Here is a 16,026-nt window from a genome sequence, read left to right as displayed (position 1 = left end):
CCCTCAGCGAGGCGTCACGAACGACTCGCGCGCACGCGGAAGCCGCCGGCATCCACGGCACAGGCGGTCTCCACCGAAGGGCCCCGCACCACCGTCAGGGAACGACGAACTCCGCGGCGGAGCGGCGGCGACCGGCGACAACGGAGACCACCGCGCGCCCCTGCCCCACCGCCGTCACCCGGCCGTCCTGGGACACCGACACCACGGCTGCGTCCGACGTGAACCACTCCAGCGGCACGCTGTCGAGCACCACGCCGTTGCGATTGAAGGCCCGCGCCAGGAGCAACACCGACTGCCCCGGACGCTGGAACTGATGGTGGGTGAGGTTGAGGCCCAGGCGCGCGAAGTCCGCGGGCACCACCTGGACGGCGATGTGCCGGGCCAGGTGCCCCAGGCTCGCGCTCACCGTGGCCGAGCCGGGCTTCACCGCCACCAACTGTCCCTCCTCCACCCGCGCCACCGACTCGTCCGACGAACGGAACTCCGGCACGGCATCAGGAAGCGATGCGCCCTGCTCATTGCGCGCCACCACGCGCATCTTGATGACGCGGCCCACTTCCATGAAGTCGGCACCCGGCGCGCGCACATCCAACGAGTTCAGGATGATCAGGTCCAACGGCAGGGCCTCACGCACCTTGCCCCCCGTCACGCCGATGACCGTCTTGCCGGACTTGCGCACCGTCACCACGCCGTCCTGCACCAGCGCCACATCCGTCGCGGAGCTGGTCCACCGCAGCTTCGGCTCGGACATGCGCTGACCCTCGGCATCGAGGACCGTGTAGTCCAACTTCACGTTCTGCCCCGGCGTGCGCAGGAACTTCGACTCCAGCGGCTGGAAGGTCAGGGACTCGGGCGACGGCCCACATGCGCCCAAGAGGCCGAGCGCGAGAACAAGCACGGAACGAAATAGGAAACGCGGCGTCTTCACGGCGGCGGAGACAGACAACGAAGCGGGGTGGGAGTAGTGCCCATTTTAACCACGCCCCTCGCCCCACGTGTGAACCGCGAGGCCCTCTTCTCACAGCCTCCGCGCCCGATGCCGTCCGCAAGGCACTCGTCCAGACAGGCGGTATCCACTCGCCCCCTCAGGAGAAGAGGAAGTGGGGGACGTTGAAGTCACTCTCGGTGGAATCGAGGGACGCGACGATGTTGAGCCGCTGCCCGGGCTCCGCGAGGTCGACGACGTAGTCCGCCTTCGTCTTACCCGCCCCCTGGATGACCCGGACGCGGGGTCTGGCCGCCTGCGCCGAATCCGTGGGCACATCCATCACCACGCCCAACTGCCCCCCAGACAGGCGCACCAGCGTCCCCACCGGGTAGAAGCCGGCCACCGCGGTGAACAGGCGGACCACCCTCGCATCGAACCGGGTGCCCGCCCGGTGGGTGATGAGCCGCAGCGCCGTGTCCGGTGCCAGCCCAGGATGAGGCGGCGCCGGAAACGTCAGCAGGTCGAAGGCACAGGGCACCGCGAGCAGCCGCCCCGCCAACCCCACCGGCCGCTGCACCGGTCCACTCCACGCCGGCTGGAGGCAGTCATGCGCGGCCACGACACGCTCCAGTCGACTGGCGTCCAACGGGCGCTGCAACAGCCGGAGCGCCGTCTTCAGCGGGCCCCGCCGCGCCAGCAACTCATGGGAGGCGCGGTCGAACTCCTGCTCCGGCGCGAGCGTGGTGGCCCCCCGCCCCAGGTCATGGAACAGCCCGCTGAGGGCCAGGTCCAACTGCTGCGCGCGCGACAGCCCCATCCGCCGCGCCATCAACAGCGACAGCACCGCCACCGCCGCTCCGTGCTGCCCCCCATCCACGTCTGTCCGGCGAAAGCGCGTGAGGCCCACCAGGAGCGACTCGTGGCCCACGGAGGACTCGGCCAGGCGCAACAGCACGCGGCGGAAGCGCTCGACGCGCACCTGCCCCTGCGAGGTGATGACGTGCTTGAGGAGGACGACGAGCCGCGCGTAGTAGCGGAGCATCACCTCACGCGGGGTCAGCACGTTCGTGGACGACAACACGTCGCGCAGGCGGATGGGCCCCAGCTTCTCCTGGAGGATGGCCTGCGGCTTCTGCGCGCGCCGGTGCTTCTGGAAGGCGACGAAGAAGGCCCGCAGGTGTTCGCGACGCAGGCCCGAGCCGAAGGAGATTTCCTGCACCTGGAGATGCTCCAGGTAGCGCCGCAGCGAGACGGCCGTCTCCAGATGCTCCTCACCCAGCTTCATCCTCGCGCCGTTGAGGAAGGGGATGCCGCCCACGCACTGGAGCTCCACTGACTTCTGTCCCCGCAGCTCCGCGTCCAGCAGCGAACCCAGCTCCTCGAGCGCCTCCTTCACGCCCGCGTTGTCCACGTCATGCAGGGACACCGTGTTCAGACACCGAACGACGACGCCCATGAGCCTCGGGCCCACCTGTGCCGCGTCCTCCCGTGTCGTCGACGTGTCCATGTCTCCGCGTCCCCCGACGTCCGTCCGTCGGCTTCAGCCCACCGGGGCCAGTTGCGCCAGCGCTTCCCGACAGGCCTGTTTCAGATTGCGCGGCGCGAAGAGCTTGTTCGCCACCGCCTCCAACAACGGCCGGGCCCTCGGGTCTCCGAGGATGCCGATGCAGCGCGCGCAGTGGGTCTTCAGCTCGATGTCCTGCGCTCGCTCGAAGGAAGAGCGCAGCGCAGCGCCAGCGATGGGGCCTCCCAGGTCCGCGAGCGCGCGCAGCACCGCCATGCGCTCGCGCAGCTCCATCCGCGCATCGAGCCGGGACACCAACGGCCCCACCGCCGCATCCACGCCGTAGCGCACCAGCAACACGAGCGCCGCGCCACGCACTCCCACCGCGGGGTCCGCCAGGAGCTTCAGGAGCGGCGAGCGCTGGGCCTCCACGTCGCGAGGACTCAGCCGGGACAGCAGCGCCGCGCGCACCTCCGGTCGGGGATGTCCCAGCAGGGCCGCCGTCAACGGCAGCGACTCCGGTCCCGACTCGCGCAGGAACTGCACCCAGTCCAGGTCCGCCTCGCCCAGGGACGAGGCCCGCGCCACCAGGATGTTCAGCGAAATGCCCCGGCGCACGAGCAGCTTCGCCAGGGCCCCACGGGCCTCGGGCGAGGGCAGTTCGAAGAGCAGGTCCGTGGCGCCCTGGAGCGCATCCCGAGGCAGCGCGCTCAACAACTCCAACACGCGCAGCAGCAAGCCCGGCTGGGCGGTGGCCTGGGCCAGCGCGAAGCGCGTCTTCTCCCGGAAGAACAGCCGAGTGACGGCATAGAGGTCCGGCGTGCGCGCGCCCGAGGCCCGGGCATCCCGCGTCATGCCCTGCACCACCTGCGACAGCTCCGCCCAGCGGCCATTCGAGACGAGGCCGGAGAGCAGCTCCTCCATCCACGCCAGGAGCTCCGAGCGCTCCTCCTCGCGACACACCGCGAGCAGGCCCCACACCACCCACAGGCTCCGCTCGTGCACGCCTTCGCCGCCCCGCTCGCGCTCCAGCAGGGCTCGCAGCTCCGCCAGCTCCATGTCGCTCGCGCCCGCGAAGGCCGGCGCTCCAGAGCGCACCAGGTCCTGTGCGCTGACGGGGGCCAGCACTTCCGCCTCCAGTCGCGCCAGCCACTCGTCATGTCCCACGGGCCGACGGCGGCCGGAGCCCGAGGCCTGGCGCCGCGTGAGCTCCGCGAAGAGCTGCTCCTCGCGCTCGGCCAACTGGGCCTCGGCCTGCGCGGACTCGCCCGTCTCCGCCGACGCGGGCACCTCCGCGACGACGAGCTCGATGTCCTCGAAGCCCCGCTCCCAGAACCACGTATAGAAGTCGTACTCCGGAGGCAGCGTGCGCTGTAGCGCGCGGTGCCACATCCCCAGGAAGGCGCTCAGCTCCTCCGAATCCAAACCCGGTTGCAGCAGCACCTCCTGTACACCTTCCAGGAAGAGGGGCCGCGTCACCGAGTCCTTCGCGGACGCCGACTCCACGAGCACCACGTCTCCCAGGAGCAGCGCCGAGGAGCGAACGTGCAGCACCACCGCCTCGCTCGTCACCTCGTGGTAGCGCCGCACCGCTTCGCTCAATCGCTGTTGGACCTCCACCAGCGCGGCATGCCCCTCCGCGTAGAAGCGATAGGCGCCCAGCACCTTGTTCAGCGCGTGGCCCACCTCCGTCGCGGCGTCCCCCGGCGAGAGCGCGGGCAATCCCACGGCGCCTGGGGCTATTGTCTGACCTCTGGAAGCGGGAGTGGGCATGGCTGGCAATTCATTGGAGTCCCTCCACGACACTAAAGCCAGAATCCAAGCACCACCAAATGAAGGTTGTCTTTCAAGAACGAGGCGCGTGGGCGCCCAGCGCCCCCAGGGCCTGGGTTGCCAGGGCTTCTCCCTCGCGCCACCCAGCGAGTCGGGCGCGCTCCCGGGCCCGCTCCAATCGCTCACGCGCCTCGTCTGCCCTGCCCCCCGCACCGAGCAGACGCCCCACGTTGTAGTGGATGCGCGCGGCCTCCTGCGCATCGCCCCCCTGCTCGGCCAGAACGAGCGCTCGCTCCAGTTCGGCGAGCGCCGCCGCGTGCTCACCAGCGAGGACGCGCAGACCCGCGAGGTTCGAGAGGGCGCGTGCCTGGCCCACGACATGGCCCGTGGCGCGAGCCTGCTCGGACGCGTGGGTGAAGCTGGCGCGGGCCTTCTCCGTCTGTTGGAGCCGGAGCTGGAGGCGACCCAGCAGGTTGAGGTGCTCCCAGTAGAAGTCCGACGCACGAGCGGGACGACCGCCCATGCGCTGGAAGGACTGTGTCAGCAAGTCCACAGCTCCAGCGATATCGCCCCGGGCCTCGCGGGCGCGGGCCTGTTCGCCCAGCACCCACGCAAGGACTTCCGGGTCCGATGCGGCGGCGGTGCGAATGCCTAGCAGGCGCGCCTCGGCGGCGGCGACGCGGCCGAGCTTCAGGTCCGCGGAAGCGACACGGCGCACCACCTCCGCGCGAGCCGCGGGCGACTCGGTATCGGGCAGCTTCTCCAGCCAGGGCGCGGCGAGCGGCTCCACGGCCGTGGGGTCCACCTGCGTCAGACAGGTGCACGCTCGCGTCAGCATGCCGAGCTGCCATAGTCGCGCGGCGGGCGTGGCTCCTGGGGCGTCTCCCATCGCGCGGCGGAAGTAGTCGGAGGCCGCGCGCCACTCGCCTCGCGCGGAAAGTCGCTCACCGGCGCGCTCGCAGGCCGCGGCGGCGCCAGGTGCGGCTGCGGCGAGCAGGTGGTCGGCCACGCGAACCTCGCGCGCGGGCTCGGCTGCGAAGGCATCCTGTGCCAGCACTTCCGCCAGCTCCTGATGCGAGCGACGCAGCGCGCTTGCCGGCAACCGCTCCAACAACACCTGACGCGAAAGCTCCTGCATGAAGCGCAGACACCCCGGCCGCTCCGCCACCTCCACGAGCCAGCCATCCGCGACGAGCAGCTCCGCCGCATCCTCGACAGCGTCCTCGGCCGGGAGAGACGCGCGCACCAGCGCCGAAGAGAAGACGGAGCCCTCGACGGCGGCACGCGTGAGGAAGCGCTGGAGCTGCGGCGGCAGCAAGTCCAGACGGGCCCCCAGCGCGAGGCCAAGGCTGTCGGGCAGCGCCGCTTCCCCCAGAGGCGCTGTCGCCTGCCAGGAGCCCCCCAGACGCTGCACGGCGCCACGCTCGACCAGGGCCCGCATCAACTCCAGCGCGAAGGAGGGATTGCCGTGGGCACGCTCGACGACGAGCTTCTCCACCTCCGCGCTCGGAAGCGCCCCAAAGGCCGCGCCCAGCAGGGCCCGCAGCTCCGGCCGGGGCATTCCCTCCAGCACGGAGAGCGGCAGCGGGGCGAGCGCGACGGGCAGCACGTCCGGCACTGTCGTCGCGACCAGACCCACCCGCGAGCCAGGGGTGCTCAGCAGCGACACCAGCAACTCCAGCGAGGCCACGTCCGCGTGGTGCACATCATCCACGAGCAGCAGCACGCCACCGGGACGCGCGGCGCGCAGCAGCGTCTCCGTCACCGTCGCGTCGCCGGCCTGGAGTTGTCCCGACGGCCCGCCATGAGACAACCGCCGCCACAGCGCCGCGACTTCTTGCGAGGAGAGCCCCAGCGCGCCGAGCGGCTGAAGCGGAGCGCCGTCCGGCACCGGGCCCAGCGCGCGCGCCAGTCCCGTGAGCACCGAGCGCATCAAACCCATCGCCCCCGCGCCGCGCAGGTCCTCCGCGCTGGTCCGCACCACGAGCAGTGAGGCCACTTGGGAGGCGCTCTCTGCCACGGCCTCCAGCAGTCGGCTCTTTCCCACGCCCGCGGCGCCCGCGAAGAGCCTGACGCCACCCTGCCCCGCGCGCACCGACTCCACCACGGCCCGCGCCGCGACCAGCGCATCCGCGCGTCCCACGAAGGGCACTCCGCGAACCACGCCGCCCAGCCCCTCCACGCGCCACGCCGCGCCCGACGACACCGCTCGCTCCGCGCCGAAGCGCACTGCTTCCTCCAGCAGCACCTTCGCCGCCGCTCCCGCCAGCACCTCGCCCGGTGACGCGGCCTGAGCCAACGCGGCGGACCGCTCCAGCCCCGCGCCCGTCACCCGCCAGGGCACGCGCCCGCCACCCCCGCTCACCAGGACCGCGTCGAACTCCAGGCCCGCCCTCGACACGGGTGCGGGCGACAGCCCCAGTGTCTCCACCGCGCGCAGCAGCTCCAGCCCACAGCGCACCGCGCGCAGCGGGTCGTCTCGACGCGACACCGGCAGCCCGAAGGCGAGGCTCCAACGAGACTCGGTGAGCTGCACCACTTCGGCTTCGTGTCGCTCGGCGATGGAGGCGACGAGGTCCAGCAGGTGGCCCACCGCCTCCATTCCCTCCTCAGGCCCCAGCGCTCGCCGCAGCGCCTCCGCGCCCTCCACCTCCACCGTGACGATGACGAGCTTGCGCCGGAGCGCGCCCGCCTCTCGCCCCCGCATCCTCACCGTGGCCGCTGGGGAAGCAGCGTCGAGCGCCTGGGCCTGCAGTGTCGCCGTGGTGGCGGCCGGGACGTGCGGCTCCGTCGGGGGAGCCTCCGGGTCGATGAGGTGTCCGGAGGTGACCTCGGACACCTCCGAGGCAGGCGCCATCCCGGAGAGCCCGCTGCGCGTCTGGGGCTCAGAGGCCGGGTTGAGCGCACTGCCGCAGTGAGGACAGAAGCGACTGGTGCCACCGGTGGACTGGCCGCACCGGGGACAGGTCACACTGGAGCCTGTCGCACGCGGCAAGAGGCTGCCCAGGCCCACGGCCGACTCGCGCATCCTCGCGCGGACCACCTCACCCACCAGTCGCTCGGTCGTCGCGGAGACGCCGTCCTCGGGCTTTCGAGGGCTCTCGTCCAGGTACTGCTGGAGCGCGCGTGCGACGTCGGCGCAGCGCTCGAAGCGCTGTTCACGCGGCTTGGCCAGCATGCGCAGGATGATGTTCTCCAGGAGAGGAGAGACACCATCGACGAGCATCGACGGCTTGAGCGCGGGAGTCAGGGCGATGCGCCGCATCGCCTCCGCGGGATTGTCCGTCTCCACCAACGGGCGGTGCGTCACCAACTCCCACAGCACCACGCCCAGCGCGTACTGGTCACTGCGTCCGTCGAGCGGCTGGTTGCGCACCTGCTCGGGTGACATGTACCGCAGCTTGCCCTTGAGGATGCCGGTGCGCGTTCGGGTGGAGCGATTGCTCGCCTTGGCCACGCCGAAGTCCACCACCTTCGTCACGCCATCCAGCCGCACCATGATGTTCTGCGGACTGATGTCGCGGTGGACCAGGTCCAGCGGCACGCCCTGGACGTCCACGGCCTGGTGCGCATGGTCCAATCCGAGCGCGGCATCACGGATGATTTCCGCGCACACCGCGGGGCTCAGCGCGGCACCCGAGCGCGACGCCGCGCGCGCCAGCCGCCCCAGGTTCTCTCCTTCGATGTACTCCATGGCGATGTAGAAGGTGCCCTCCCACTCGCCGACCTCGAACACGGAGACGACGTTGGGATGGTTGAGGCGCCCCGCCACCCGCGCCTCGTCGAGGAACATCTCCAGCGAACCTTCCTGCTCCAGCAAGTCGGGCAACAGGTTCTTGAGGATGACAGCCCGCTCGAAGCCGCTGACGCCCACCTGTCGCGCCAGGAAGATTTCGCCCATGCCTCCCACGGCGAGCCGACTCAGCACCGCATAGCGGCCAAAGACGAGAGGAACCGAGCCGCGGGCGGACATCATCTCCCTCGCACCGTAGTCAGTGGCCCCGGGCTCCCGCCAGTTCCCTACCCGCCCTTGCGGAACATCTGACACAGGGTGTCGTTTACACCCCCGGCGCGAGCCACCTCAGGCGCGGCATGCTGCCCGTGGGACGAGGCCCAGGCGCCAGGGCCAGTGGCTGGACGTAGAGGCCCCGTCGCTCTCGCGTCCACCACGCTCCCGTGCGCCGACGCTCCTCCGCTCCTGTCATCCGGTAGTCATGGAGCACCGCGCGAACCTGCCGGGGCGGCGCGTCCGGGAAGGGATTGCGCTCGAGCAATCCCAGCACCTCGGGAGCGCCTTCCAGTAGTCGAGCCAGGAAGGCGATGAACCAGCTCGGCGGCGAGGAGAGCGCGGCGAACCACATCTGCCAGTCGAGGCGGGGTTGGTGCGGGGCCACCTGCCTCGGCGGCTGGTCGACGTCGCCCACCTTGTAGCGGAAGCGATAGGGCTCCCAGTGCTCGCCGTCGTTGGACCCTTCGACGACGATTTCCGGTCGCTCCACGGTCATCACGCTGAACAGGCCATAGCGATTCACGGAGCGCAGCGGGCGCGCGCAGCCGTGCAGCCACGTCAGGGGACGGAGCACTTGCTCCGGGAGTCGTGCACCTCGCTCGAAGCGCAGGAGGATGTCGGCGGCGCCGAGCAGGAGGAGCGGCGTGAGCAGGACTCCACTCCAGTGCGTCCGCGAGCGCGCCGGAGGTGGGCCCTCGGGAAGGAACGGGAGCATTCGTCGCAGGGCGGCGTCATCGAGCAGCCACACTCCCAACGCCAGGGACTGGAGATTGAAGAAACCGTAGTTGCCCGTGGCGGCGATGGCGGCCTGCAACGCGGAGAAGGCTCCGAAGGCGAGCTGCCTGGGTCGACGGGGTGTGAAGACGAGGAGCGGCACACCGGCTTCGAGCGCGAGCACCATCGCTGTCGAAGCCTTCTGGAATGGCTCGGGCAGGTGGTGTGCGTACCAGCCGCCGCGCGTGGGCAGGGGCGCCGTCTCGTAGTAGTGCCGACAGGCCGTCAGCTCGCGCCACGTCCTGTCCCCCGACTGCCACTTGCTGACACCCGAGCCGAAGTAGAGGCGGAACACGAGCAGTCGGAAGAGGAACACGTCCAATGCACCGGGCGACGCACGGCCCAGACCCGGGCGCAATCCTGGCGGAGCGGTGAGCGCGGAGAGCAGGCCCATCTCCAGCAACAGGACGTCCCACTGGAACGAGAGGAACTCCCGGCCCACCGCCGCATAGGAGAGATACAGGCCCCACAACAGGGCCAGCGCGCTGCGGGGCGCGACGTTGAAGAGGACCGCGAGGGAGAGGAGCTGACCCAGCGTGCAGCCCCGCACCAGCGCCGCGTCGGAAGCGCCGAACCAGAACACCGTGGGCAGTCGTCGCCAGCGCTCGCGCGCGGGCTCGGCCTGTCGCCGTTCTTCGCTGACCAGGGCCTTCACGGGACGGATGCCTCGCGAGCCGAACAAACCCAATACCTGTCCTCGCAAGGACGTGAAGGCGATGAGGAACGTGCCTCCCATCAACCGGAGGAAGAGCCAGCGCACCTGGCGGAGGTCACGCGGTGCCACGGTGCGCCCGAAGAGCCAGCGGTCCACCCGTGATGCCGCGCGGCGATTTCGAGCGATGACGCCGTAAGCGACCTGGGACAGGCCCAGCACCCCGGGCAGCAGCCCCACTCTCGCCATGCCGCGCGTCAGCCAGCGGGGCGACCGGGTAAGCGCGCGGAAGACCGCCTCCGCGCCTTGCGACACGCGGCCCGAAGGCTCCACGAGCTGCGTGGCGCGACGCATGTTCCGTCGCGGAATGCCGAGCAGCAGGAGGAGCCAACTACGGCCTGGGAGGAAACGGACGCGGCCTTCGGTGCGCCATGCCCAGCGCGCCACCCAGCGGCGACAGAAGCCGCAGTCGGCGTCGTAGAGCAGCAGCGGTGGCGGACGCGTGAGCCGCCCCCGGGCGGCGACACGTCCGTGCGTGTGTGAACCCACCATGGCTGAAGCATGGAGTCGGCGGGTGGAGTTGGCCGCCCCTTGGCACGGAGGCGGTGGCCGCTCCGGGGCCGGGGTGCCGAGCGAGCAAGCGCGGCATCTCGTGGGAGGCCCTGGACATCGGAGCGGGGTGCCTAGCTTTCACGGCATGAGCGAGCCGAAGGGGAAGGCAAAGCGACTGGTCGAGGTGGCGCCTGGCATCCACCACTGGACCTTGAATGACAACCGCATCGGCGGCACGCGCAGCGATGCCTACGCGGTGGTGGATGACGATGGGGCGGTCATCCTCATCGACCCGCTGCCCATCGACGAAGCGGTGCTGCGGGGACTGGGTGACATCTCCGCCATCCTGTTGACGGCGGGGAATCACCAGCGTTCGGCGTGGCGCTTCCGCAAGGCGTTCGGCGCTCCGGTGTGGGCTCCGGAGAATGCATACGGGTTGGAGGACAAGCCCGACTTCATCTACGTGGCGGGCGACACGCTTCCGGGGGGACTGCTCCCGTTCCACACGCCCGGTCCCGCGGTGGCCATGTACACGCTGTGGATGCAGAAGCATCCGCGAGGCATCGCCTTCATCTCCGACCTGTTGACCCACGAGGGCAACGGCACGCCGGAGTTCATCCCCAGCGAGTACCAGGACGAGCCCCTTCGCACCCGGCAGAGCGTCCAGCGCATCCTGGACCACCTGGCCGTCATAGACATCGTCTGCTTCGCGCACGGAGAGCCCATCCTTTCGGATGGCGCGAATGCGCTGCGGCGTGCGCTGCAGGAAGACATGGACGCTCCCGCCGCGCCGTCGCCCTAGACATCATCATCCCACTCGAAGAACATGCTGCGCCGAGGGCCGTGCACTTGGCGCAGCCCACGCCCAGGGCGAGCACACCGCCACCGGGCTGAACCCAAGTCTGGAGTTGGGAGATGAAGGGCATCGGCCGCCCCTTTCACGCGACATCTACCTTGACGCTCACCGCAGGCCTCGCATCGGCGCGCCGTCCAGCCCAACAATTCCTGTCGCCGTGAAAAGCAACAGCAACAGAACGCATCTCAGACAGCATCCCATTGAAAGCCGGTCTGCTTTATGGGAGTGACGTCTGGCGCGAGCAGCCTTAGCTCCCGCTCCGACCCTCCTGGAGGTTCCATGCCCCGAAGCTCTCGGCTGTCATTCCTTGCGTTTTTCGCCATGGCGGTATGCCTGTATGCAGGCGAAGGCCTGGCACAAAACGCGCAAGGCGGGATTGTCAACCACGAAGCTTACATCACTGTCCCCAGCGGCACGGTCAACGACTGGGTCTTGCATGTCTCTCCCAACGACATGGGATTCGAGGAGCCCGGCTTCGAATCTGACAATGCCCTTCTCAAGGTGGAGTGCAGCGCCTTTCAGATCAACCAATACACCTGGCGGGTCATAGCTCGGTTCAAGTACCGCGGAGTGAGCACTGGCGATGGCATCTGGCAACCCGGGAAGGCGAACTACATACTCGTCCACAAGTAAAAGCCCCAAACGAAGGACAGGACCGGGGCGCTCGAAGTACAACACCACGGGCTGACATGAGCAGACATTGCCTCTCTCGTGGCAGACATACCTGCGACTGGAGTCCCTCGAATCGCAGGCCGATGTCCGCGGGCGTCAGTCCGTACGTGCATCCATCGGATGCCAGACACATTCGTCGGTCACGAATTAGCCCTCTCGCACCAACACGTGGCCGTCCTGGACTCCCGGCGGGACGAGGTACAGCGCCTCTCCCGCTTCCGCGCGGTCCAGCAGTGCGCTCAGTGCCGGCAGGTCCGTGACGGCGATGCGCCGCGTGGGCTCCAACGACAGTCGACGCTCCATCGCCTCCGCCACGCGCGCGCCGTCGGACACGTCCGTCTCGTACACGAACGTCCGCTCGCCGTACTCGTGTCCTCCGGGAACACGGCCCACCAACCGCAAGGGACCCAGACGCGCGTGGACGCGCACACTCGGATTGTCCCACTGAGCCACGCCACGCAGCCGAGTCGCACGCAGCATGCGCAACGTCAGCGTCTTCACCCAGGCCCCCGCCCCCGTCCCCGGCAGGAAGCTCAACAACGACACGCCGATGAACAGCCCCGGCGTCATCGACGGCGCCGCGTAGTACGCCGCGCCGATGGCCGGCTCCTCATCCGCGAGCCCCAGGTGCGCGCGCAGCTCCGGCTTCAACATCCGCGCGGGACAGCGCAGCAATCCAATCGCTCCCGGCATCAGATACAGATCCGACAACACCCAACGCGGCACCCCAATCCCGCCAAAGGCGAACTGGTTCAACGCCAGATACTGCGTCGCCAGCTCTAGATTGCGCTCAGCGGGCAGATACGTCGCCGGCAACCCCAAGGGGGACAGGTCCATCGACTCCGCGTGTTCACCCGCGCCCAGTGCCATGAGCGACACACCCGGATGCTCGGAGAAGAATGCCTCGGCCTGCCTCGCCAGTGCTTCGGTGTCACGCATCGGCTTCGATGTCCTTCGCCACGGCTGACAGTCTCGCCTCGTCCGGAATCCTCACCGCGCCGTCGTCCACCCACGCCCGCGACACGAGACAACGCGAGGAACCTCCGCCCTTCTCACACAGCTCGCTCATGTCGAGCGACACCACACCCATCCCCAACGCCTCCACCCGCGCCTTCACCGCCTCCGGCACCACGGACGGCGCAAGCAAGTCCCTCCCCACCGGCAACCCATTGGTGGCATAGCGACGAATCTCGTCCTCCGTCACCGTGAGCAACCGCTGCTCACCGAAGCGCTCGCGCAGCAGCGCATACGACTCGGCGGCGATGACGTCCGGACACACCAGCATCCGGTCCACGGCGGGCAACGGCAGCAAGGCCATGTTGCCGTGAAACGCGGGCTCACGAACCCGAACCCGCACCACCTCGCCCGGAATCCAGCGCGACGCGGCCTCCAACCCCTCCAGCGTCGTGCGCCCACCCCAGAACAACAACGTGGCCCCGTCGAAGTGCGCCACGTCGCCATGGGCCTCCCAGATGCCCTCGCCCGGCTCCACCACCTCGAACCCCATGCGCCGCGCCAATGAAGCCCAGTGTTCCTTCTCCGCCTGACGGTGCGCGCTCATCATCCGAGGCAACACGAACCCCGGCGCCGCGCCCTCGCGCGCGACCACCTGGCCGCACTCCGCCGCGTACGGCATGCCCGTCAGCAGCTCCGACGGCGACGACAGCGCCACCACCGTGCCGCCCCGCGCCTCGATGGCCCGCGCCAGCTCCAGCCACTCACGCCGGGCCTTGCGCGCATCCACCTGCCCCGCCTCGCGACTGCGGAAGTTGTTCCGCCCTCGCAACGCCCAGCCTCGCCCCGGGGGCGACATGAGGAAGAGTTCCATGACCCCTCCGCTTCTACCCCTCCCCCACGCATCACCGCCACACCACGTCCCACCATTGAACGCTGGCGCACGCCTCGTCACATTCGCGCTGGCCCTCCGCACGACGCCAGGACAGGCTGCCCCTCACGTGGACGAGACGAGCCTGCCCGAACCCGAAGCCTTGCGGTCCCTCTTGAAGACCGCCCTGGAACTGCCACCGCTCCAGCCGCATGCGGCGCGGTTGGAGCGCCTCGTGGACGACTACGCGCGCGGCGTCGCGAGCAGGGACGCTCCGCTCGCCGTCGCGCTCGTGGGCGCCACTGGCGCGGGAAAGTCCACCCTCCTCAACGCCCTGGCCGGACAACCCCTCTCCCGCGAGGGCGTGGACCGCCCCACCAGCACCGCCGCCACCGTCTTCGCCCCGGAAGGCGCCGCGGCGGACACCCTGGCCCAGACGGGCGCTCGCGTGGCGCGGTACGTGCCCGGCCCCCAGGCCCTCTGGGGCGGACAGGTGTTCATCGACACCCCTGACCTCAACAGCGTGGCCACCACGCATCGCGACGTGGCTCGCGCCGCGCTGGAGCGCGCGGACGTGGCGCTCGTCGTCATGCACCGGGGCAGCGTCGCGGAGGCCACGCAGGTGGAGTTCCTCGCGGAGTTCGCTCGCCGCCGCGCGCTCGTCTTCATCCTCAACTTCGCGGACGAGCTGTCACCCGAGTCTCGCGACACGCTCAAGGCACAGGTGCGCCGCGTCGCCGCCGAGCAGTTCGGCCTTCCCCCTCAAGACGTCCCTGTCTTCGCCATCAGCGCGCTGGCCGCCAAGGAAGGCCGCGACGTGTCCGGCGAGTTCGGCCCGCTGCTCTTCCACCTGCGCGGACTCGCCACCCAGGCCATCGCCGCGCGCGTGCGACGTGGCAACGCGATGGGCGCCTTGGAGGAAGTGTCCACCCGCGTGAAGGCCGCGCTCGACGAGACAGATGCACTGCTCGCTCGGACTCGCGCCGCGCTGGACTCTGGACTGGCTAAAGCCTCCGACGGACTGCGCGAGGACTTCGACGCGCGACTGCGCCTGGCCCACGGACACCTGGCGGCGGAAGTGCGACGACAGGCGGGAGGCCGCTTCTGGGGCCCGGCGGCGTGGGGCCTGCGCCTGTCCCTGTGGGGCGCGAGCGGCCTGGGCGCGGCGGCGCTGGTGAGCCGACGCAGCCTTCCCGCGGGACTCGCGGTGGCGGCGGCCTCCACGGTGGTGGACGCGGTGCGCGGACACACACGCGCGCGGGCCGCGGAAAGCGCGGTGATTGAGCCCTTCGACGACGACTTCGGCGTGGAGTCCGCGGCGCGCACCGCGCTGGCCGAGGCGCGCAGCGTGGCGCGAGCCGGAGGCCTGGAGCCGTCGGTGCTCGGCGTGCCGGATGTGGACGCGATGCTGGAGGAGGTGCGCGCGGCTCGGGCCGCCGCGTGGCGCTACACGGCGACGACGGGCGTGGCGGAAGCGGTGGCGGGCTGGTGGCGCACCGCGCGCTGGCTGGTGCTGCCGCTCATCAACCTGCCGCTGCTCGTGCTGCTGGGACACGTGGGCTACCGCGTGGTGCGTGCCTACGTGGAGGGCCCCCTGTTGCCGCTCGACTACTTCGTCAACGCGGGAGCCCTCTTCGCGCTGCTCGCCGGAGCAGGCGCGATGCTGGCCTCAGCGAGTCTCGCTGGGGCCGCTCGCCGTGCGGGCGCCGGCGGGCGCACGCGCTTCGTCGAGGCCCTGGCCACCCTGGGCGGGCGGCTGGGAGAGGCCGTCGATGATGGCCTTCGCCCCGGGCGGGAGGCCGCGCGGCGCATCCTGGCGCTCCGGTGACATGGACACCACCGGCTGACCCGGCGTGTGCGAGCCCTCCGTCGCGGCCATGAGCGTGTCGCGACCGGACTCTCGGCAGATGGGCGCGGCCACGCGCGTCTCGCGCACCGGGTCTCCATAGCCAGCGATGCGCGCGGGCACGGACGGATTGTTCCAACCCTTGCCCACCTCACGCGCCACCTTGAAGTGCAGGTGCGCGCCACACGCCCAGCCGGTGGAGCCGGAGAAGCCGATGAGCTGCCCCTCCTTCACACTCTCGCCGGGCTTCACCACCACGGCACTGAAGTGCAGGTACTGCGTCTCCAGCCCGTCCCCATGTGAGAGGACGACGTAGTTGGCGTAGGGCGCGAACTTCTCGTCGCACCCGCCCTTCGTGCTGTCGCCGCGAGCCAGCCGCACCACACCTTCACGCGCGGCGACGATGGGCGTGCCTTCCGGCATCCGGAAGTCCCACGCAAACGTGTCGTTGTGTTGGTGACTGCCTGTGTCGTGTCCCTGGCTCACCGTGTGGATGCGCCCACACGCGAACGGAACGCCGACCTCGGGCATGTCGCCCACAGGGGAGGCAATCGAGTTGGTAACCGCTGGCGCCGTGGCCAGGAGGGAGCCGACAAGGAGAGCGGAGGAAAGGTTCATATCGGGCCGGCGGACAA

General features: G+C 70.1%; 10 protein-coding genes and 1 pseudogene. 3 read left to right on the top strand and 8 right to left on the bottom strand.

Annotation, left to right across the window (positions count from 1 at the left end; all coding sequences use genetic code 11):
- Window positions 1-94 precede the first annotated feature (94 nt).
- The 5 genes from HUA75_RS13690 to HUA75_RS13670 form a co-directional block, all read right to left on the bottom strand.
- Entirely contained in the window at window positions 95-898 is an 804-nt protein-coding gene (locus HUA75_RS13690) for an Ig-like domain-containing protein (protein WP_246137260.1), read from the bottom strand.
- 187 nt (window positions 899-1,085) lie between these two features.
- Window positions 1,086-2,435: an HD-GYP domain-containing protein gene (locus HUA75_RS13685; protein WP_174486656.1), complete on the bottom strand. Its 1,350-nt coding sequence runs from the start codon at window positions 2,433-2,435 to the stop codon at window positions 1,086-1,088.
- 33 nt (window positions 2,436-2,468) lie between these two features.
- The gene (locus HUA75_RS13680) at window positions 2,469-4,154 is read right to left on the bottom strand and encodes a HEAT repeat domain-containing protein (RefSeq protein ID WP_217446068.1); all 1,686 of its coding nucleotides are present in this window, start codon (window positions 4,152-4,154) and stop codon (window positions 2,469-2,471) included.
- A 124-nt stretch (window positions 4,155-4,278) separates the two neighbouring features.
- Entirely contained in the window at window positions 4,279-8,181 is a 3,903-nt protein-coding gene (locus HUA75_RS13675) for a protein kinase (RefSeq protein WP_174486654.1), read from the bottom strand.
- A gap of 82 nt (window positions 8,182-8,263) precedes the next feature.
- Window positions 8,264-10,192, bottom strand: coding sequence for a lipase maturation factor family protein (locus tag HUA75_RS13670; RefSeq protein ID WP_174486653.1), 1,929 nt, complete (start codon window positions 10,190-10,192; stop codon window positions 8,264-8,266).
- Window positions 10,193-10,337: 145 nt separating this feature from the next.
- On the opposite strand from HUA75_RS13670, the gene HUA75_RS13665 reads away from it, so the two are divergent.
- On the top strand, window positions 10,338-10,994 hold the full coding sequence (locus tag HUA75_RS13665) for an MBL fold metallo-hydrolase (protein WP_174464838.1): 657 nt from the start codon (window positions 10,338-10,340) through the stop codon (window positions 10,992-10,994).
- Window positions 10,995-11,327: 333 nt separating this feature from the next.
- On the top strand, window positions 11,328-11,681 hold the full coding sequence (locus HUA75_RS13660; protein WP_174486652.1) for a hypothetical protein: 354 nt from the start codon (window positions 11,328-11,330) through the stop codon (window positions 11,679-11,681).
- A gap of 186 nt (window positions 11,682-11,867) precedes the next feature.
- Here the strand turns inward: HUA75_RS13660 and HUA75_RS13655 are convergent, their stop codons facing one another.
- Together HUA75_RS13655 and HUA75_RS13650 are read right to left on the bottom strand one after the other, a co-directional pair.
- On the bottom strand, window positions 11,868-12,659 hold the full coding sequence (locus tag HUA75_RS13655; RefSeq protein WP_174486651.1) for a hypothetical protein: 792 nt from the start codon (window positions 12,657-12,659) through the stop codon (window positions 11,868-11,870).
- The gene (locus HUA75_RS13650; RefSeq protein WP_174486650.1) at window positions 12,652-13,548 is read right to left on the bottom strand and encodes a dimethylarginine dimethylaminohydrolase family protein; all 897 of its coding nucleotides are present in this window, start codon (window positions 13,546-13,548) and stop codon (window positions 12,652-12,654) included. The genes HUA75_RS13655 and HUA75_RS13650 overlap by 8 nt, the downstream gene beginning before the upstream one ends.
- A gap of 127 nt (window positions 13,549-13,675) precedes the next feature.
- Between HUA75_RS13650 and HUA75_RS13645 the strand changes: the two genes are divergently transcribed.
- Window positions 13,676-15,373 (top strand): GTPase, encoded by a 1,698-nt coding sequence (locus HUA75_RS13645; RefSeq protein WP_174486649.1) that lies wholly within the window; start codon window positions 13,676-13,678, stop codon window positions 15,371-15,373.
- Between the two features lie 183 nt (window positions 15,374-15,556).
- On the opposite strand, the pseudogene HUA75_RS46660 reads toward HUA75_RS13645, so the two are convergent.
- Window positions 15,557-15,814, bottom strand: a pseudogene (locus tag HUA75_RS46660) (M23 family metallopeptidase); the annotation flags it as partial.
- Between the last annotated feature and the right edge of the window lie 212 nt (window positions 15,815-16,026).

The organism is Myxococcus sp. CA040A (assembly GCF_013336725.1).
Classification (GTDB): domain Bacteria; phylum Myxococcota; class Myxococcia; order Myxococcales; family Myxococcaceae; genus Myxococcus; species Myxococcus llanfairpwllgwyngyllgogerychwyrndrobwllllantysiliogogogochensis.
This window is presented reverse-complemented; position numbering and strand designations above follow the sequence as displayed.